The sequence below is a fragment of the Streptomyces sp. SPB162 genome, assembly GCF_029504575.1.
GTDB lineage: Bacteria > Actinomycetota > Actinomycetes > Streptomycetales > Streptomycetaceae > Actinacidiphila.
In genome coordinates, this window is record NZ_JAQFII010000001.1 from 3,045,001 (window position 1) to 3,064,669 (window position 19,669).

Genomic DNA, 19,669 nt, shown 5'->3' on the forward strand with positions numbered 1-19,669 from the left:
GGGCTGCTGCTCCTGGCGGAAGAGGGCCGGAACGGTGGCGCCGGGCAGTGCGCTCGAACCGCGAAAAGACCCCGTTGGTGGGAGGCTCCAGCTTGGCAGACCGGGCAGACTGTCGGGGCAGGGGTTCGGGCACGAGTTCGGACAGCGGGTACGTGTACGTACGTGCCGGAAAGTAGGGGTACGGGCGTGAGTGGACTGGTGACAGGCGAGGCGGTGGCGCTGGGGATGGACCCGGCCAAGCTGCCCAGCCGGGCGCTCGCGACGACGATCGACCTCGTCGTCTACTGGACGGGCTTCGTCGGGCTCATGTTCGTTCTCGCCGCGGCGACCTCGTCGCTCGATGACGCGGCGATCGCGGCGGTGTCGGTCGGCGCGATGCTGCTCATCCTGGTCGGCGTACCGATAGCCGTCGAGACCCTCACCCGCGGGCGGTCGCTCGGGAAGATGGCGTGCGGGCTGCGCGTGGTACGGGACGACGGCGGGCCTATCCGCTTCCGGCACGCGCTGGTACGCGGGGCCGTGGGCGTCATCGAGATCCAGCTGTCCCTGGGCGTCATCGCCTGCATCGCGTCCTTGGTGTCGGCGCGCGGTCGCCGGCTCGGGGATGTCTTCGGCGGCGCCCTCGTCGTACGCGAACGCGTCCCGCGGCAGCACACGCAGCTGATGCCGCCCGCCCCGCCGTGGCTGGCGGCGCAGCTCACCGGGGTGGACCTCTCAGGTGTGCCGGAAGGGTTGTGGCTCGCCGTACGGCAGTACCTCTCCCGCATGTGGCAGCTGGATCCGCAGGTCGGCTGGTCGATGGCGGAGCGGCTGGCGACGGACGTCGCCAACTGCACGGGAGCGCGGGTGCCGCAGGGAGCCCCGCCCGCGGCGTTCCTCGCCGCGGTGGTGGCCGAGCGGCAGTCGCGGGACGCCCGGCGGATGTTCGGCGCGGGCGGCGCCCCGGGCGGCCCTGTCGGTCCCTCGACCGGTTCTCCGGCCGGCCCCTTCAGCGGCCCGCAGCCGCCTGTCATGCCGTCGCCCGCCCCGCTGCCGCCCACGGCGACCCCCACCCTGCCGCCTGTTCAGCAGGTGCGGCCCGCCCCCGAGCCGCCGCGTACCGGGTTCGCCCCTCCGGCGTAGGTCCAGGCGCCGCGCATGCCGTCAGGCGAACATCGAGGGCGGTGATTCGAGCTCTTCGAGTTCGATGCCCGGGGCAGAGAGGACAACGTCGCCCGCGATGTGGACCTGGTGCTGTTCACCGGTGTCGAGCTCGGTCACCTGGTAGTTATCCACAGGCAAAAAGCCGCTGTCGGTTTCGTGTGTTGTCCTGTTGAGCAAAGCCCACGACTGGTCGAGGGTGCGGGGCGCGAGGACGGGGGGTGCGAAGGCGACGAGACGTACGCGGGTGGCGGGGGCACCCGGCTCGAGGCGCAGCAATCGTGCGGTGGCGATCAAGAACGCGGGCGAGGCACCGGTGAAGGCGTGGGCGGGGGCGTTGCCCTCTTGTGCCTGCTCGCCCGCGGGGTCGGTACGGACCCAGGTGACGCCGTCGATGGCCGCGCCGCGGACCTGCCAGCTGGACGCGTTCAGTTCGAGGCGGATGGGGCGGCCGAGGTCGTCCACGGTGAGGTCGACGGAGCCGGAGTGGTCGCCCGAGGGGGCGGTGAGCTGGGAGACGTAGCGCCAACCGGAGGGGCCGGTGGCGCAGTGGAAGTGTTCAGCACCGAGGGGGGTGTGGTCATGCGTGTCGTGGAACGAGTAACGGCCTCTTGGCATGGTGGAGTCCTTGAACGGCGACGCCCCCGCCGTGGAGAACGGCGGGGGCGACGCTCGACGCTCGGTCGATCAGCGCGTCAGTGGTGGATCAACGCGTCAGGTCGATCAGTAGCGGTAGTGGTCCGCCTTGTACGGGCCCTCGACCGGAACGCCGATGTAGGAGGCCTGCTCCGGGCGGAGCGTGGTGAGCTTGACGCCCAGGGCGTCGAGGTGGAGGCGGGCGACCTTCTCGTCCAGGTGCTTGGGGAGCACGTAGACGCCGGTGGGGTACTCGCTCGGCTTGGTGAACAGCTCGATCTGGGCCAGCGTCTGGTCCGCGAAAGAGTTCGACATGACGAACGACGGGTGACCGGTCGCGTTGCCGAGGTTCAGCAGACGGCCCTCGGAGAGGACGATCAGGACCTTGCCGTCGGGGAACTTCCAGGTGTGGACCTGGGGCTTGACCTCGTCCTTGACGATGCCCGGGATCTTGGCCAGGCCGGCCATGTCGATCTCGTTGTCGAAGTGGCCGATGTTGCCGACGATGGCCTGGTGCTTCATCTTGGCCATGTCGGCGGCCATGATGATGTCCTTGTTGCCGGTCGTGGTGATGAAGATGTCGGCGATCTCGACGACGTCGTCCAGCGTGGTGACCTGGTATCCGTCCATCGCCGCCTGCAGTGCGCAGATCGGGTCGATCTCGGTGATCACGACTCGGGCGCCCTGGCCGCGCAGCGACTCCGCGCAGCCCTTGCCCACGTCGCCGTAGCCCAGCACGACGGCGACCTTGCCGCCGATCAGCACGTCGGTGGCGCGGTTGATGCCGTCGATCAGCGAGTGGCGGCAACCGTACTTGTTGTCGAACTTGGACTTGGTGACCGCGTCATTGACGTTGATGGCCGGGAAGAGCAGCGAGCCTTCCTGCATCATCTCGTAGAGGCGGTGGACACCGGTGGTGGTCTCCTCCGTGACGCCGCGGATCTCCGACGAGAGCTGGGTCCACTTCTGGGGGCTCTCGGCGAGGGTGCGGTTGAGCACGCGCAGGATGTAGCCGTACTCCTCGCTGTCCGCGGTGGACGGGTCCGGAGCCGCGCCGGCCTTCTCGAACTCGACACCCTTGTGCACCAGGAGTGTGGCGTCGCCGCCGTCGTCGAGGATCATGTTCGGGCCGCCGGTGGGGGTGTTCGGCCAGGTCAGCGCCTGCTCCGTGCACCACCAGTACTCTTCGAGGGATTCGCCCTTCCAGGCGAAGACGGGCACGCCCTGCGGGTTCTCGGGAGTGCCGTTCGGGCCGACCGCGATGGCGGCGGCCGCGTGGTCCTGGGTGGAGAAGATGTTGCACGACGCCCAGCGGACGTCCGCACCCAGCGCGACCAGGGTCTCGATCAGCACGGCGGTCTGGATCGTCATGTGCAACGAACCGGTGATCCGGGCGCCGGCCAGCGGCTGCGCCTCGGCGTACTCGGCGCGGATCGACATCAGGCCGGGCATCTCGTGCTCGGCCAGCGTGATCTCCTTGCGGCCGTAAGCGGCCAGGGAGATGTCGGCGACCTTGAAGTCAGTTGCGGTGGTGGTCATACGTGCTGCTCCTCGCGTAATGCGTCGAGGTGGACGGGGATAGACGCAGCCGCAGGCCGACGAGACAGCGCCCATGAGCGGACACACCCGTCCCCTTGCAGCAGCGCATTCCGTCGGAGGCCCTCTCTCCCTCGCGCGGCGACCGCTTCCGCGGTGCCGCCCGACCGCCATCAGCAGCGACGTCTGGCTACAGACGAAGGTACACCGGACGACGGCCTCAGTGGGCGTGCGGGTCGCCACCCGGCGTCTGCATCGGGTCGGGGCCCGCCGCCGCGGCGGCGGCGCTGTAGATGTCGGGTTCGAGGTAGATCACGCGGGCGATCGGCACGGCCTCCCGGATCCGGGCCTCCGCGGCGTCGATCGCGCGGGCGATCTCGGCGGCGGTGTCGTCGTGCCGTACGGCGATCTTCGCGGCGACCAGGAGTTCCTCGGGGCCGAGGTGCAGGGTGCGCATGTGGATGACGCCGGTGACGGTGTCCCCGTCGACGATGGCCTCGCGGATCAGGGTCACCGATTCGGCGGCCGCGCCCTCACCCAGGAGCAGCGACTTGGTCTCGGCGGCGAGCACGAGGGCGATCACGATGAGGAGGATGCCGATGCAGAGGGTGCCGATGCCGTCCCAGACGCCGTCGCCGGTGGCCAGCGCGATACCGACACCGCCCAGGGCGAGGACGAGGCCGACCAGCGCGCCGAAGTCCTCCAGCAAGACGACGGGCAGCTCCGGGGCCTTGGCGCGGCGGATGAAGTCCGTCCAGGAGTGCTGACCGCGGGTCTGGTTGGACTCCTTGATCGCGGTGCGGAAGGAGAAGCCCTCCGCGATGATCGCGAAGATCAGGACGCCGACCGGCCAGTACCAGTGCTCGATCGCGTGCGGGTGCTTGATCTTCTCGTAGCCCTCGTAGAGCGCGAACATGCCACCGACGCTGAAGAGCACGATCGACACCAGGAAGGCGTAGATGTAGCGCTCACGCCCGTAGCCGAACGGGTGCTCCTCGTTCGCCTCGCGCTTGGCCTTCTTGCCCCCGACCAGGAGCAGTGCCTGGTTGCCCGAGTCCGCGAGGGAGTGCACGCCTTCGGCGAGCATGGACGACGATCCACTGAACGCGAATGCCACGAACTTCGCCACGGCGATGGCGAGGTTGGCGCTCAATGCGGCGACGATCGCCTTGGTTCCGCCTGACGCGCTCATAGGTGTTGGTTCGTCCCTTCGGTCCTCGGGTCCGGCCCCGGCCACTGGCCGGTCATTCTTGCAGGCTGCCCCGCGGACGGCTCGTCAGGCCACCACTGTGGCGCGGAAAACGGTGGCTCCCGCTTCCGGAGCGCCCGCCGCTCCTGCACACGTCAGCTCGACCTCTTCGCCGGCCGGGACGAAGGCTGACTCACCGGGGGCCAGCGTCAGCTCGCCCTGAGCGGAGCGCAGCCGTGCGGCGCCGTCGGTGCAGAGCAGGATCTGCGGGGTGCGGGCGTCGGGGGTGCGGGCCTCGCCGCCGGGGGCGAGTACGTAGCGCGAGAGCCGGAACTCGTCGATGGGCGTCTCGTAGACCTCTTCGCCGTTCGAGGAGACCTCCGGGCGCAGGACGCCCGGGTCGGTGGCCTCGAAGCGGACGACGCGGAGCAGTTCCGGCACGTCCACGTGCTTGGGGGTCAGGCCGCAGCGCAGCACGTTGTCGGAGTTGGCCATGATCTCGACGCCGAGGCCGTCGAGGTAGGCGTGCGGCACGCCGGCGCCGAGGTAGAGGGCTTCGCCGGGTTGCAGCGTCACGTGGTTGAGGAGCATGGCCGCGATGACGCCCGGGTCGCCGGGGAAGCTGTGGGCCGTGGCGGCGTAGGCGGCGAAGGCCGCCGCGTGCGGTCCGTCCTGGCCGGCGAGCCGGCCGGCGGACTGGGCGGCCTCCTCGACCGTCTGCGCCATCGCGTCACGGTCGGCGCTCAGTACGGCGGCGAGGACCTCGCGCAGCGCGCCGGTCTCGGGCTGGGCGCGCAGGATGTCCACGTACGGCTTGAGCGAGTCCACACCGAGCGCTTCGAGGAGTTCCGCGGCCTCGGCGGGGTGCCGGAAGCCGCACAGCCCGTCGAATAGCGTGAGCGCGACGATGGCCTCGGGCTTGTGGTTGGCGTCCTTGTAGTTGCGGTGCGGTGCGTCGACGGGGATGCCGCGCGCCTCCTCATCCGCGAAGCCCGCCTGCGCCTGGGCGAGGTCGGGGTGGACCTGGAGGGACAGGGGTGCGCCGGCCGCGAGGATCTTGAACAGGAACGGCAGCCGGGGGCCGAAGCGCAGTACGGCCGGCTCGCCGAGCTCCGCTGCCGGATCGGCGTCGATCGCCTCGTTGAGCGCGACGGGACCCGCGCCCCGGTCGATCCGGGAGGGTGCTCCCGGGTGCGCGCCCATCCACAGTTCGGCCTGCGGTTCGCCGGTGGGGGCGGTGCCGAGCAGCGCGGGGATGGCCGTCGTGGAGCCCCAGGCGTAGGGACGCACGGTGTTGGTCAGGCGGTCCATGGCGTCATGATCTTTCGGCAGAGGCCACGGCGAGGTAGACCGAGGCGAAGTCCGTCAGGGCGAGCAGCTCGGCGATGGTCTCCAGGATGCCGCCGTCGGCCGCGGCGATCTCACTGAGCGGTGTGTCGTGGGCGTAGGCCAGCTCACGCGCGGCGGGCGCCGACGCGGCCTGCTGTCCGGCGGCCTCCCGCAGCAGGACGACGCGCAGCCGCAGCGCCTGCTGGTCCTCGACGCGGTCGCGGAAGAAGTCGTCGGGGTCGTCTCCGGTCGAGAGGGTCCCGCCGAGCAGGGGGCCGTGGGCCGCGAGCGCCTCGGGCAGCTCCGCGGCGAGGGCGGGTCGGCCGGTTCTGGTGGCGAGGACGGCCGCGAAGCGGCGGGCGGCCGGGGCCGCGGTCGGGCCGGTGCTCCACAGCAGCGGCAGGGCGTCGGCCAGTTCGGTGGCCAGCGTTTTGGCGGGGTTGTTGTACGTCGCGATGGCCGGTCCGCAGCGGGCGGCGACCTCGTCGAGCCGGTCGGCCACGGCCTGCACCGCGGTCGGCGGGGCGGTGAAGAGCCCGATGCGGTCGGCGAGCGTGAGCAGCGGGGTGAGCAGCGCCCACAGTGCGCCGGGATCCTCGGCGGGGGTGCCCGACGGTCCCTCGGGCAGCGGCGACGCGGGCCCGGCGTACGGGATCGTCATACCGCGTGCTTGTTCGAGTGCCTCGGCGAGGGGCGATGTGGCGGGCGCCACGGCGGCGACGGTGCAGCCGCGCCGATAGGCCTGCTCGACGAGGCCGACGAGGCCGGCCTCCCGGCCGCTCGCGGTCGTGAGCAGCACCAGGTCGAGCGGGCCGGTCCAGCCGGGGAGCGTCCACCGCGGTTCGTACGGGGTCGGTCCGGCCGACCGCAGGGGTATGACGGGGCAGCTGCCGGCGCCGAGTGCCCCGAGCACGTCGGCGACGGTCGCGGCTTCGGGGCCGGAGCCGGCGACGAGCACAGTGCGCGGCCGGCCGTCGGGGCGCAGGTCCTGGACGCCCGCCTCCTGCGTGAGCCGCGCCGCGGTCCGCACGCGGGCGCCCGCGGCGGCCGCGCCGAGCAGCAGCCCGCGGGTGTCGGCGCGGGCGAGGGCGTGGGGGTCGTCAAGCAGCGACTCGTCGAGCATCGGGACCTCCGGGTCCTGGTCCGTCACCCCGGGCACGTCCTGCCCGGGAGGTCACGGGCCCCCGTCCCGGGGGCCCGCTCAGGCCGTGGCCGCCGGTCAGGCGGGGCGGCGGGCCTCGTCGATGAGCAGGACGGGGATGTCGTCGCGTACCGGGTAGGCGAGGCCGCAGCTGTCCGACGTGCACACGAGTTCGTTCGCTTCGGTGTCCTCGCGGAGCGGGGCGTGGCACGCCGGGCAGGCGAGGATCTCCAGGAGACTGGCTTCGACGAGCGACATGGGGCGAGTCCTTCGGACGGTGTGGTTCGGGCGGGGTGCTGGGGAGGTTCGGCTGCCGCGTTCGACCCGGTCGGCAGACCGGGTCGCGGCAGCGGGGTACCGCGTGATCAGCCTAGTGCTCTGGCCGGAAAGGTTCACCGGTTCGCGACGCCCGGCACGGCACTTCGCTGCGTTGTCGCAGTCGTCCGAGTACGCCCCGGTACGAGGACGATCCTCCGCCGTGCGACGCACCGCGCCGGACACCGCCAACCAGGAACACCTTTCCGGCCAGAGCACTAGCTGTATTGACACGTGAGGTTGGGGCCGCGTCAGGCCCGGATGACGGCGAGGGCTTCGTCGCGGACGCGCGCCACGGTGGCCGCGTCGCGGGCCTCCACGTTGAGGCGGAGCAGCGGCTCGGTGTTGGAGGCGCGGACGTTGAACCACCAGTCGGCCGTCGTGACCGTGAGGCCGTCGAGTTCGTCGAGTTCGACGCCCGGCCGGCTCTCGTACGCGCTGCGGATCGCGGCCACCCGGCCCGCCTGGTCGGCGACGGTGCTGTTGATCTCGCCGGCGAGGCGGCGTAGCGGTCGTACTCGGCGACCAGCTCGGACAGGGTGCCGTCCTGGGCGCCGAGCGCGGCCAGCACGTGCAGGGCGGCGAGCATGCCGGTGTCGGCGTTCCAGAACTCGCGGAAGTAGTAGTGCGCGGAGTGCTCGCCGCCGAAGATCGCGCCGGTGCGGGCCATCTCCTGCTTGATGAAGGAGTGCCCGACGCGGGTGCGCACCGTCTTGCCGCCGTGCTCGGCGACGACCTCGGGCACGGACCAGGACGTGATCAGGTTGTGGATGATCGTGCCGCCGGGGTGCTTGGCCAGCTCACGGGCGGCGACCAGGGCGGTGATCGCCGAGGGCGACACCGGCTCGCCGCGCTCGTCGACGGCGAAGCAGCGGTCGGCGTCCCCGTCGAAGGCCAGCCCCAGGTCGGCGCCGGTCTCCAGAACCTTCGCCTGCAGGTCGACCAGGTTCTTCGGGTCGAGCGGGTTCGCCTCGTGGTTGGGGAACGTGCCGTCCAGCTCGAAGTAGAGCGGTACCAGGTCCAGCGGCAGCCCGGCGAAGACGGTGGGGACGGTGTGGCCGCCCATCCCGTTGCCCGCGTCCACCACGACCTTCAGACGGCGGATGCCGCCGAGGTCGACAAGGCCCCGCAGGTAGCCGGCGTAGTCGGCCAGCACGTCCCGCTGGGTGATCACCCCGGCGGTGGCGGCGGGATCCGGCGCCCCGTTCCCGCTCCACTGCTCGGCCAGCGCGCGGATGTCGGCGAGGCCGGTGTCCTGGCCCACGGGGGCCGCGCCCTTGTGGCACATCTTGATGCCGTTGTACTGCGCGGGGTTGTGGCTGGCGGTGAACATCGCGCCCGGCAGGTCCAGTTGCCCGCTGGCGAAGTACAGCTCGTCCGTCGAGCACAGGCCGATCTCGGTGACGGAGGCGCCACGGGCGGCCGCGCCGCGCGCGAAGGCGCGGGACAGTCCGGGCGAGGAGGGGCGCATGTCATGGCCGACGACGATCGCGTCGGCCGCGGTGACGGTGACGAAGGCGGCGCCGAAGAGTTCGGCGACCGACTCGTCCCACTGGTCGGGTACCACGCCGCGAATGTCGTAGGCCTTGACGATCTGCGACAAGTCGGACACAGCACACCCCTGTTGGCCAGCGCCGGACGGCGGCGCGCGGAAAACTCCCGCTCAACCTACCCCGGCGGGGTGATCGGTCCGGTCAGGGCTCCGGTGAGCGCAGCACCCTCAGGTGGCCCCTGCGGGCGACCTCTCTGGGGTCCGCCTCCCGGCCACGGGAGGCGCCGGCGGGGCGCTCCGGCGGCCGGGCCGCCTCGCGCACCGCGTTGGCGAGCGCTTCGAGGTCGTCACCGCTGGGGAGGACGGGGCCGCTGTCCACGGCGAGACGGACGACTTCCCAGCCGCGCGGGGCGGTGAGGCGCTCGGAGTGCTCGTGGCAGAGGTCGTAGCAATGCGGCTCGGCGTAGGTCGCGAGCGGGCCGAGTACGGCGGTCGAGTCCGCGTAGACGTACGTCAGCGTCGCGACGGCGGGTCGGCCGCAAGCGGTCCGCGAACAGCGACGTACAGGGCTCACGACGTTGGACGCTACCGCACTCTTGAGCGGGCCGCGACGACTCTCCCCGACCTCACCCTGTCGTGTCGTCCCGGTTCGCCGGGAACGCCGGAAAATCGCGATCACGGGCTGACCTGCGAGGAGGCTGGGGCGGCGGAGATTCCGCCGGGTGATCAGGGTCAGGGGTCGGGCTGGGCCAGGCCTTGGGTCCGGCCCCGGCTCGGCCCAGGTTCGGCCCTGACTCGGCGTCGGCTCGGCTGCGACTCGACGGTTGCTCGGCCCTTGCTCGGCACTCGCTCGGTACCGGCTCGATGCCGGCTCGGGCCGTGGGGTGCTCCCGGACCGCGTGTCCCGCGGCGCCCCACGACAGCTCCGGCGGATGGCGCGCCACCCGGCGTCCGCGGTGTACGGGGGCCCCGGGAGGACTAGGCTCAAAGGCGATGGACAGCCCCGTACCTCCCTCTGTAGATCCTCGTCCGCGTCGTCGCGACCGCCATGGCCGCGGGATGCGCGGACCCATCGCGCCTCCGCAGGTGCCGCTCGCGCTCACGCGCGCCGACGCCTTCGACGATCTCGTACGGGACGCCGCCGACCGGCTGGAACGGCGCTGGCCGCAGCTGGCCGACGTCGAGTTCGCCGTTCAGGAGGTGCCGCTCGTCTCCGACGCGGGGCAACCGGCGACGCCGGACGACTCCGCCGACGGCAGTGTGCCGCTCGGTCGGCTGATCAGCGGCCGCAAGGACGCCCCCAACCGCATCGTGGTCTACCGCCGCCCGGTGGAAATCCGGGCCAAGAGCCACGACGAGCGGGCGATGCTCGTGCACGAGGTCGTCGTCGAGCAGGTGGCGGAGCTGCTGGGGCTCTCCCCGGAGAACGTCGACCCCAAGTACGGGCAGGAGTAGGCGCGAGCGCGGCCGGCTGGGTCGCGCCGGGCCGCGCACCGCCCCTGACCGTCAGTGGTCCAGGATCGTCAGGTCCGGCGCGGCCTTCGGGACCACGACCGTGCCCCGGTCGTCCGGCATCGACTGGATGGTGAACATGGGGATGCCGTTGGAGGGCAGCGACAGCGTGCGCGAGGCGTAGACCGGTCCGCCGGAGACCGGCTCCACGGTCACCGCGAAGGCGCCCTTGCCCGACGACGGCGCGGGCGGCTCGAACGCCAGGGTGGTGCCGGCCTTGACGGTGACTTCCTTGCTGACCGGTGCCCCGCCGTCGGTGGCCGCCGACGTGGTGACCTTCACGACGGCCTCCTTGCCCGGAGCGACCAGGGAGAGCGTCGACGCCTTGGCACGGTTGTCGGCGACGGTGGCCCGCTCGTCGATCTTCGGGGTGGCCGGCAGGAAGGCGGTCTCCTGCTTGGCGCCGGTGCCCCGGGTGATCCGCAGGGCGCCGACGACCGGGACGGCCGCATGCGAGCCGCTCGCGGTCAACAGCAGGGAGCCCGCCTCGCCCTTCGTGACGTCCCCGAGGTCGACGCTGGTGGTCATACTGCTCTTGACGTGCAGCGTCTCGTGGCCCGCCGGGGTGATGGAGCCGGTCGGCGAGGCCAGGCGCACCGACAGGTCGGCGTCGTCCTGGCCGGGGGCGAACACGACGAGCTGCACGGAGGTCGCGTCCTTCGGAATGCCCGGGAAGACCAGCCCCGCGGCGGGGTCGGCGGCGGCGGGCAGCCAGTCCGCGCCGAGCTTGGCGTCCACGGCCTGGACGGCCGCGCCGACCCGGCCGCTGCGGACGGTGACGTGCACGGCCAGGTCCGAGGCCTTCTCCGTGACGAGGGTGGAGAGCAGGATCGACGCGCTGCCCTGCGACGGGACGGAGACGCTGTCGCTGGACGTGGGCTTCAGCCCGCCGTCCTTGCCGAACAGTTCGATGTCGACGACGGCGTCCAGGCCGTCGGGGTTCACCAGGTTCAGGAAGTCCTGGCGGTCGGCGGCGGTGCTCGCGGCCGGGAACCAGAACTCGCTGTCCGGAGCGACGCAGGACGTGCCGAGCACGCCGCGGCCGGGACCGGCGCTCACCACGGTCGTCTGCTGGACGCTCCAGCCGGGCGCCAGGCCGCCTTCGGCGGAGCCGATCAGCGCCGGGCTGTCGGCCTTCTCCACCTTGGCGGTGACCGGCACCCCCGGCTCGTTCAGCGGCGCGAGCGGTTTGGCCTTCGCGCCCGCGGCGCCGGTGGCGGGCAGCAGCTGGGCGGTGCCCTGCTTGGCCGCCGCCTGGGCACCCTTGGGCGTGAACGAGGTGTACGTGGTGGACGCCAGCTCGGAGGCCGACGGCGCCGGGCAGACGAGCGCCGACCGCTGCACGGGCTGCCGGGCGGCGGAGAGGGCGGGCGCGTCGGCCGGGTCGCCGGCTCCGGTGAGCACGGCCGCGCCGGTGAGGGCGGCGAGTGCTGCGGTCGCTCCCGCCAGGGAGATGATGCTGCGGTTCACTGACTTTCACCTCGCGGTGTTGCCCGGGGCCGGCCGGTCGGCCTGGCCACGGCCGGCGTGACGTGCGTACGTACCTGATGTGGGTGACCCGGCGGACGGGTCGCGGTGTGCCGCCGGGTCGCGGTGCTCAGGGCTGGCGGTCGCCCCCGTCGCGGTGCTGCTGGTCGCCGTCGGTGTAGTACCCGTTGCCGTCGTCTTCCTGCCGGTACGGGTCGTAGGTCGGCTGCGGCTGCTGACCGTAGGTGTACGGGTCGGCGTAGCCGCCGCTGTTCTGGTCGTAGCCGCTGTTCCGGTTCTGCTGCGGGTCGTAGCCGGTGTTCTGGTTCTGGCCGTAGCCGGCGTTCTGCTGCTGGTCGTAACCGGCGTTCTGGTGCTGGTCGTAGCCGTTCGGATCCGCGGGCGCGGCGTACTGGTAGCCGTCCCACTGCTGACCGTACGGATCCTGTTGCGGGACGGCGGCGTACGGGTCGCTGCCCGGCTCGGCCGGTTCGGCCGCCGCGTACGGGTCGTACTGGTCCGGGACCGCCGCGGCCGGGGATTCGGCCGGGGCCGGCCGGTCGGGGTCGGGGCCGTCGTCGGGATCCGCCTCGTCGGCCTCGGCGTCCGCGGCCGCCTGGAGGCGGCGGGCGCGCCGGCCCTCGCCGGACGCCTGCGCCGGGATGCCGGAGGCGGACATGTCGGCGGCGACCGCTTCGGGTTCCGGCAGGTCGTCGTCGACCTGGCGGCGGCGGCCGGGCAGTGCCAGGACCACCACGACGAGCAGCAGGAAGCCCTGCACCAGCAGCCAGCCGGTGTGCGTGACCGGGTCCTCGTAGGTGACGTCGAGCCGGCCGCCTTCGGTGGGCAGTTCGAAGCCCTGCGCCCACTCGTCGACCTTGGTGGCCTTCAGCGGCCGGCCGTCGAGGGTCGCGTGCCAGCCGGCGGAGGCGGCGTCCGCGAGGCGCAGGACACGTCCCGCACCGCCCGCCGGGATCTTGGCGTGCGCCTCGACACGCCAGGCGGGGACGGGCACCGGCGGTGCGTCCTTGCTGACGACGGCGATCCGGGAGACGGCGGTGTCGACGCGCCACAGGGCGCTGCCGTCGGCCTGGCTGACGCGGGTCAGGCCCGGGGTGCTGTCGAGCACCCGGCCCATCTCGCGCGGGGCGCCGGGCTGCACGAGGACGTAGCGGACGGCGTAGCCGGACAGGCGGGTCGCCTGGTCGGCGCCGGAGCCCGCCACGAGGTTGGCGACCGTGTCGTCCAGACGGCTGTCGCGGCCCGCCTCGGCGGCGAGTTCCGCGTCGCCCAGCCGCGCGCCGGCACCGCGGACCAGGACGTAGGAAACGCCCCCCGGTTGACCGTCGAGCACCAGCGTGCGGGCCTGGTCGGTGCTGCTGCTCTCCTCCGCGACGAACGCGGGGACCTGCACCGGGTCGTGCCGCTTGAGCGGCCCGTTGGCGCCGTCCTGGACCCACGTGAAGGCGGCCAGCAGCGGAGCCGCGGCGGCCGCCAGGGCGATCAGCGCGGCGACGGGCTGCCGCCAGCCGAAGCCCATGGCGGCGATGCGGTCCTTGGCGCCCTCGGCGCCGACCGCGGCGGCCGACAGCAGCGCGAGGCCGTAGACGAGGGTGGCGGGGCCCGCCCACGCCTCGCCGTTCTCCAGGATGGCGAAGAGCAGCCCGGTCAGCGCGACCGCCCAGGCGGTGACGACCGCGAGCCGGCGCTCCGAGCGCATCAGGGCGGCGAGCGCGGCGAAGACCAGGCCGACGAGCAGCAGTCCGCCCGAGCCGTTCGGCCCGCCGGGGCTGATCATCAGCAGGTCGACGGCCGAGGCCGCCTTGACGCCGTAGGGCAGACCGGCCTCGTGCAGGAACCTTCCGGGGTGCGTGAGCAGGGAGAGCGACCAGGGCGCGAGGAGCACGACCGGGGTGACGAGCAGCGCCGCGGAGCGCAGCAGGTGCGGGACGAGCAACCGTCGCTGACCGCGCACCAGGCGCAGCGCGAGCACGCCCGCGCACAACACCAGGGCGATCGGCCAGATCAGCGGGGTGAACGCCGCCGTGAACGTCAGCGTCAGCGCGAGCGCCCAGGTGGCACGCCAACTGGGCCGCGCTCCGCGCTCGATGGCGCCGTCGGTCAGTTGCAGTCCCGCGGTGGCGATCGCGGCGCGCGCCATGAGGGGCAGCAGGATCGCGAGGACGGCGGTGCCGAGGCGGCCGCCGGCCAGCGCTCCGGTGGCGGCGGGCAGGAACGCGTAGGCGACGCTGGCCCAGGCGCGCAGCAGGCGGGACTCGACCAGGGGCCGGGAGGCGAAGTACGCGGTGACGCCGGCCAGCGGCACGGAGGCGACCAGCAGCACCGTCAGGGTGAGCCCGGTGCTGCCGAACAGGACGGTCGAGAAGAGCGCCAGGACCGCGAGGTAGGGCGGGGCCGGCTGGGTGCCGCCGGTGCCCAAGGCATGCCAGGCACCGCTGTACGAGGCCCAGAGGTCGGAGGCGCCGGGGGCGGCGGGCAGTAGCGCGCCGCCCATCAGCGAGCCGCCGCCGAGCAGCCCGCGGCAGGCGGCGAGCGAGACGACCAGCAGCACGGCGAAGAGCATCGGTCCCGGTTTGCGGGCGATGCGCTTGAGCCGGGCGAACTGCTCGACCTCGATGTAGTCGCCGTCCTCGTCGCCGGGGCCGGACTCGATGCCGCCGCCATGGCGGCCGGCCGCCGCGGCGGCGGCCTCGGAGCGCCCGGAGAAGTTGCTGACGACCTGGTCGACGGTGGCCCGTACGGTCGCGCCCGGCGGCGGGAAGAGCGGCCGCAGTTCGGACGGCGGGACGGTGCCCTGGCCGCGGCGGCGGCGCGCGCCGAGCACCCGGCCGGGGCGCAGCAGGACGCGCAGCAGCCCGACGATCTCGTCGACGGCCTGCACCGGCACCTTGCCGACGAGGTAGGCGAGTGTGCGCAGCAGGGTGCCGAGGACGATCCGCAGCATCACGTACGGCAGCAGCGGGCCGCGGGTGTTGGCCAGCAGCGTGTAGACGGCGCCGGCCTTGTCGACCCGGTGCGGGTTGACGGCGGAGCGGCCCGCGCAGTCCACCGGGCGGCGTTCCCGGGAGGCGGCCTCGGCGTGCCGCATCACGGCGTCCGGGGCGACCAGGACCGTGTGGCCCGCGGCCTGGGCGCGCCAGCAGAAGTCGACGTCGTCACGCATGAGCGGCACGTGGCGGTCGAAGCCGCCCAGCTCGTCCCACACGTCACGGCGGACCAGCATGCCGGCGCTGGACACGGACAGGACCTGGCGGATCTGGTCGTGCTGACCCTGGTCCTGCTCGCGGCGTTCAAGACCGGTCCAGCGGCGGCCGCTGCGGGCGATGCTGACGCCGACCTCCAGCAGCTGCCGGGCGTCGTACCAGCTGAGCAGCTTGGGGCCGATGATCGCCGCGGAGGGCGAGGAGTCGGCGGTGCGCAGCAGGGCTGCCAGGGCGCCGGGTTCCGGTTCGCAGTCGTCGTGCAGCAGCCACAGCCACTCGACGGGCTCGCCGTGCGGGTGGTCGGGCTCGTCGTACGCGTCATCGTTCCAGCTGCGGCTGACGGGATCCCATCCGCTGGCCCGCTGGAGGTAGGGCAACTGCTCGGCGGTGAGCCGGCCGGCGGCGCGGGCCGCCTCGTCCACGGCCGCGCCGAAGCTCGTGCGGCGGGCGAGGTGGAGCACCCGCTGGGCGCCGATGGATCCGGCGAGGAGCTGGGCGGAGTCGTCGGCGCTGCCGGTGTCGGCGGCGATCACGTCCTGGACCGGGCGGTCCTGGGCGAGGAGGCCCGAGAGCGCGTTGGGCAGCCACCGGGCACCGTCGTGCGCGACGAGCACGGCGGTGACGACATGGCGCGGCAACTCTGGGGCGGCCGGGAAGAAGGCCGACGCTTGGCTGTTCACGGACATCCGGTTCAAGCCCCGGTTCGCTGGACTGCGGTGGACGCCGTGACCACTGGGGTCGACGGCGCGCCTCGGACGGGCCCCCACACTAACGGCTTACGCCCGCGCCCCCTCCCGGAGCCTGTGGATAACCCTCCGGCAGTGGACACAACAACGGCCCGCCTCCCTGCGGATGGGACCGGGAGGCGGGCCGTGCGAACCCTGTGGAGCGGACGGGCCCGGGGGCTCGTCCTAGACGACGCCCTTTTTGAGCCGTCGCCGTTCGCGTTCGGACAGACCGCCCCAGATACCGAAGCGTTCGTCGTTGGCGAGTGCGTAGTCGAGGCAGTCGGAACGGACTTCGCAGGCGAGGCAGACCTTTTTCGCCTCGCGAGTGGATCCGCCCTTTTCGGGGAAGAACGATTCGGGATCGGTCTGCGCACAGAGCGCGCGCTCCTGCCACCCGAGTTCCTCGTCGGCCTCCTCGGCCAGCAGAAGCTGGAACTGCTCGGTCATGCGCGCCCCTCGTCTGTCTTTGCTTCCCCGTGATGTTGCCGTCACCAGTAGCGGCAGAACGACACGAGTGAAATTACAAGTGTGCCGATACGGGCCAGTCAAGCCGAGATCTGCTATTGGGTCCGTTATTCACTCCGCTGAACCAAGGGTTGGCAGAAAGTGTGGAAATCATCCCAAACGCCAGCATCTGTCAACCCCGCTCCAGTGGATCCACCGTGATCCACTGCCACAACTCGTCAGACGTCGCAGCGCCTGGCCACGTTCCGCCTCGCGGGACGAAGCGTCGTGGATCACAGTCCGGCCACGGGGTCGCGGCGGCGCCCGAAAGAACGACGCTCCCATGTGCGGTTGCTGCGCCACCTATCCGCACATCTCTCCGCACAAACCTTTCACCACCTCGGGCCACCGCTTTTGGTGAAAGATTTGCGACATAACGGACAAGAGGTTGACAAGCCGTCCAAGGGACCGGTCTCCTATACCCATGCCAGCAGTGACCCATGCGCCCGTTCGGACTCGCCGTCGCGAGTCCCACCGCGCTGTGCCGGTCCGCTGTCGTTGTTCCTGTTGTTGCCGCTGAGTCCTGTATCTCCGGACCGCCGAGCGCTCTCCCCTCCTCGCCCGGTGTCGTGTCCGCCGCCCTCCGCAGCTTCCGACAAGGAACCTCCGCACATGTACAGCGATGTCTCGATCGCCGGCGACCCGCTCGCCCTCCCGCATCTGCTCCCGCCGGTGCCCCGGCACCCCAGCACCGTCGCCGAGTTCGCCGGCCTGGCCCGTTCCATCGCGGGCGACCGCGACCGGTGGGCGCCGCTGGTCCGCTACGACGCCACCACGCGCTGGTACGCGCGGCTGCAGACCGGCCCCGGCTACGAGGTGTGGCTGCTCAGCTGGGTCCCCGGGCAGACCAGCGGGCTGCACGACCACGGCGGCTCCTCCGGTGTGCTCACCGTCCTGCAGGGCGAGCTGACCGAGCGCGCGCTGTCCGCCGGCGCGGGCGAGGTCCGGCGCACCCTGGTGCCGGGCGGCCAGCGCGCCTTCGCGCCCGGCTACCTGCACGAGGTCGTCAACGACTCCCTGGAGCCGGCCGTCAGCCTGCACGTCTACTTCCCGGGCCTCACCGCGATGACCCCCTACGCCGCCTGCACCGCGCCCTCCGCGCAGGAGCCGGCGCAGGAGTCCGTGCGGGGCTGACGGACCGGGCTGACAGACTGTGCCCATGCGAATCGTGGTATTGGCCGGAGGCATCGGGGGGGCCCGTTTTCTGCGCGGCCTCAAAGCAGCGGCTCCGGATGCGGAGATCACCGTCATCGGCAACACCGGTGACGACATCCACCTGTTCGGACTCAAGGTCTGCCCCGACCTCGACACCGTCATGTACACCCTCGGCGGCGGCATCCACGAGGAGCAGGGCTGGGGCCGGTCCGACGAGACCTTCACCGTCAAGGCCGAGCTCGCGGCGTACGGCGTGGGCCCCGAGTGGTTCGGGCTCGGTGACCGGGACTTCGCGACCCATATCGTGCGGACGCAGATGATCGGCGCGGGGTACCCGCTCAGCGCCGTCACGGAGGCGCTGTGCGAGCGCTGGCAGCCGGGCGTCCGGCTCATCCCCATGTCGGACGACCGCGTAGGAGACGCACGTCCTCGTGGATGTCGAGGGCGAGCGCAAGGCCGTGCACTTCCAGGAGTACTGGGTGCGGCTGCACGCCTCCGTCGAGGCGCACGCCGTGGTGCCGGTCGGCGCGGACCAGGCGAAGCCGGCCCCCGGTGTCCTGGAGGCCATCGCGGAGGCGGACGTCATCGTCTTCCCGCCGTCCAACCCCGTCGTCAGCGTCGGCACCATCCTGGCCGTGCCCGGCATCCGCGAGGCGATCGCGGAAGCGGGGGTCCCGGTCGTCGGGCTGTCGCCCATCGTCGGTGACGCTCCGGTGCGCGGTATGGCGGACAAGGTCCTGCAGGCCGTCGGGGTCGAGACGACCGCCGCCGCCGTCGCCGCGCACTACGGGTCCGGACTGCTCGACGGCTGGCTCGTGGACACGGTCGACGCCGCGGCGGTCGAGGGCATCGAGTCGGCGGGCATCCGCTGCCGGGCCGTTCCGCTGATGATGACCGACCTCGAGGCCACCACCACCATGGCGCGCGAGGCGCTGGCGCTCGCGGAGGAGGTCCGCACGTGACGGCCCCGTCCCTCCCCGCGGACGCGACCGCCCCGTCCTTCCGGGTGCTGGCCGTCTCCGGGATCCCCGAGGTGCAGGCGGGTGACGACCTCGCCAAGCTGATCGCCGCCGCCGACCCCGCGCTCGCGGACGGTGACGTGCTGCTGGTGACGTCGAAGATCGTCAGCAAGGCCGAGGGCCGGATCGTCCGCGCGGACGACCGCGAGGCCGCGATCGACGCCGAGATGGTGCGGCTGGTCGCGCGGCGCGGACCCACCCGGATCGTCGAGACCCGGCACGGCTTCGTCATGGCCGCGGCCGGTGTCGACGCGTCCAACACCGCGCCCGGGACCGTGCTGCTGTTGCCCGAGGACCCGGACGCGTCCGCCCGCGAGATCCGGGCGGGGCTGCGCGCGGCGCTCGGGCTGGACGTCGCGGTCGTCGTCACGGACACCTTCGGACGGCCGTGGCGCGAGGGGCTCACCGACGTCGCCATCGGCGCCGCCGGGCTGCGGGTCCTGGATGACCTGCGCGGGGGCACCGACTCGCACGGCAACGCCCTGAGCATGACGGTGACCGCCACCGCGGACGAGCTCGCCGCGGCCGGGGACCTCGTCAAGGGCAAGGCGGCCGGGCTCCCGGTCGCCGTCGTCCGCGGCCTCGGCCACCTGGTGACGGCGGACGACGGGCCGGGCGCCCGCGCCCTCGTCCGGGACGCGGGCGCGGACATGTTCCGGCTCGGCACGTCGGAGGCCGTCCGCGAGGCCGTCGCCGCGCGCCGCACGGTCCGGGACTTCACCCCGGAGCCGGTGGACGGGGCCGCGGTCCGCCGGGCCGTCGCGATGGCCGTCACCGCGCCCGCCCCGCACCACACGACGCCCTGGCGGTTCGTCCTGCTGGAGTCCGAGGAGTCGAGGACCCGGCTGCTCGACGCCATGCGGGACGCCTGGGAGGCGGACCTGCGGGCCGACGGCTTCCCCGAGGAGAGCATCACCCGCCGGCTCCGGCGCGGTGACGTGCTGCGGCGCGCCCCCTACCTGATCGTTCCGTGCCTGGTCGCCGACGGCGCGCACGCGTATCCGGACGCGCGGCGGGCGGCCGCGGAACGCGAGATGTTCGTCGTCGCCGTCGGCGCCGCGGTGCAGAACCTGCTGGTCGCGCTGGCGGGTGAGCAGCTCGGCTCGGCGTGGGTCTCGTCGACGATGTTCTGCCGCGATGTGGTGCGGGACGTTCTCGGACTGCCGGTCGAGTGGGACCCGATGGGCGCGGTCGCCGTCGGCCACGCGGCGGCGCCGCCGAAGGCACGGCCGGAGCGGACCGCGGAGGAGTTCCTCACCGTCCGCTGACGGCCGGGCGTCGC

General features: G+C 72.7%; 14 protein-coding genes and 2 pseudogenes. 5 read left to right on the top strand and 11 right to left on the bottom strand.

Annotation, left to right across the window (positions count from 1 at the left end; translation table 11 throughout):
* The first annotated feature begins 186 nt into the window (after window positions 1-186).
* Window positions 187-1,122, top strand: coding sequence for an RDD family protein (locus M2266_RS13825; RefSeq protein ID WP_277438467.1), 936 nt, complete (start codon window positions 187-189; stop codon window positions 1,120-1,122).
* 21 nt (window positions 1,123-1,143) lie between these two features.
* Here M2266_RS13825 and M2266_RS13830 read toward each other — a convergent pair whose 3' ends face one another.
* The 8 genes and pseudogenes from M2266_RS13830 to M2266_RS13865 all read right to left on the bottom strand — a co-directional run bounded on the left by M2266_RS13830 (window position 1,144) and on the right by M2266_RS13865 (window position 9,448).
* Complete coding sequence (locus M2266_RS13830; RefSeq protein ID WP_277438468.1) at window positions 1,144-1,758, bottom strand: hypothetical protein; 615 nt, start codon at window positions 1,756-1,758, stop codon at window positions 1,144-1,146.
* 105 nt (window positions 1,759-1,863) lie between these two features.
* Window positions 1,864-3,315 (bottom strand): adenosylhomocysteinase, encoded by a 1,452-nt coding sequence (gene ahcY, locus M2266_RS13835; RefSeq protein ID WP_277438469.1) that lies wholly within the window; start codon window positions 3,313-3,315, stop codon window positions 1,864-1,866.
* A 217-nt stretch (window positions 3,316-3,532) separates the two neighbouring features.
* Window positions 3,533-4,504, bottom strand: coding sequence for a cation diffusion facilitator family transporter (locus M2266_RS13840; RefSeq protein WP_277438470.1), 972 nt, complete (start codon window positions 4,502-4,504; stop codon window positions 3,533-3,535).
* Between the two features lie 84 nt (window positions 4,505-4,588).
* Window positions 4,589-5,812: a mannose-6-phosphate isomerase, class I gene (manA, locus tag M2266_RS13845; protein ID WP_277438471.1), complete on the bottom strand. Its 1,224-nt coding sequence runs from the start codon at window positions 5,810-5,812 to the stop codon at window positions 4,589-4,591.
* A 4-nt stretch (window positions 5,813-5,816) separates the two neighbouring features.
* The gene (locus tag M2266_RS13850; protein ID WP_277441193.1) at window positions 5,817-6,953 is read right to left on the bottom strand and encodes an SIS domain-containing protein; all 1,137 of its coding nucleotides are present in this window, start codon (window positions 6,951-6,953) and stop codon (window positions 5,817-5,819) included.
* Window positions 6,954-7,049: 96 nt separating this feature from the next.
* Window positions 7,050-7,229 (bottom strand): Trm112 family protein, encoded by a 180-nt coding sequence (locus tag M2266_RS13855; protein ID WP_269273993.1) that lies wholly within the window; start codon window positions 7,227-7,229, stop codon window positions 7,050-7,052.
* A 308-nt stretch (window positions 7,230-7,537) separates the two neighbouring features.
* Window positions 7,538-8,898, bottom strand: a pseudogene (locus tag M2266_RS13860) (phosphomannomutase/phosphoglucomutase).
* A gap of 82 nt (window positions 8,899-8,980) precedes the next feature.
* The gene (locus tag M2266_RS13865) at window positions 8,981-9,448 is read right to left on the bottom strand and encodes a DUF3499 domain-containing protein (protein ID WP_277441194.1); all 468 of its coding nucleotides are present in this window, start codon (window positions 9,446-9,448) and stop codon (window positions 8,981-8,983) included.
* Window positions 9,449-9,771: 323 nt separating this feature from the next.
* On the opposite strand from M2266_RS13865, the gene M2266_RS13870 reads away from it, so the two are divergent.
* Window positions 9,772-10,233 (top strand): metallopeptidase family protein, encoded by a 462-nt coding sequence (locus M2266_RS13870; RefSeq protein WP_277438472.1) that lies wholly within the window; start codon window positions 9,772-9,774, stop codon window positions 10,231-10,233.
* Between the two features lie 51 nt (window positions 10,234-10,284).
* Here M2266_RS13870 and M2266_RS13875 read toward each other — a convergent pair whose 3' ends face one another.
* The 3 genes from M2266_RS13875 to M2266_RS13885 all read right to left on the bottom strand — a co-directional run bounded on the left by M2266_RS13875 (window position 10,285) and on the right by M2266_RS13885 (window position 16,156).
* On the bottom strand, window positions 10,285-11,760 hold the full coding sequence (locus tag M2266_RS13875; protein ID WP_277438473.1) for a DUF5719 family protein: 1,476 nt from the start codon (window positions 11,758-11,760) through the stop codon (window positions 10,285-10,287).
* 127 nt (window positions 11,761-11,887) lie between these two features.
* Window positions 11,888-15,667, bottom strand: coding sequence for a glycosyltransferase (locus M2266_RS13880; protein ID WP_277438474.1), 3,780 nt, complete (start codon window positions 15,665-15,667; stop codon window positions 11,888-11,890).
* A gap of 225 nt (window positions 15,668-15,892) precedes the next feature.
* Entirely contained in the window at window positions 15,893-16,156 is a 264-nt protein-coding gene (locus M2266_RS13885; RefSeq protein WP_093737255.1) for a WhiB family transcriptional regulator, read from the bottom strand.
* A 669-nt stretch (window positions 16,157-16,825) separates the two neighbouring features.
* On the opposite strand from M2266_RS13885, the gene M2266_RS13890 reads away from it, so the two are divergent.
* The 3 genes and pseudogenes from M2266_RS13890 (at window position 16,826) to M2266_RS13900 (ending at window position 19,655) form a co-directional block, all read left to right on the top strand.
* Entirely contained in the window at window positions 16,826-17,347 is a 522-nt protein-coding gene (locus tag M2266_RS13890) for a cysteine dioxygenase family protein (RefSeq protein WP_277438475.1), read from the top strand.
* Between the two features lie 25 nt (window positions 17,348-17,372).
* Window positions 17,373-18,330: pseudogene (cofD, locus tag M2266_RS13895) on the top strand (2-phospho-L-lactate transferase).
* Entirely contained in the window at window positions 18,327-19,655 is a 1,329-nt protein-coding gene (locus tag M2266_RS13900) for a coenzyme F420-0:L-glutamate ligase (protein WP_277438476.1), read from the top strand. The pseudogene cofD and the gene M2266_RS13900 overlap by 4 nt, the downstream one beginning before the upstream one ends.
* The last annotated feature ends 14 nt before the right edge of the window (window positions 19,656-19,669 follow it).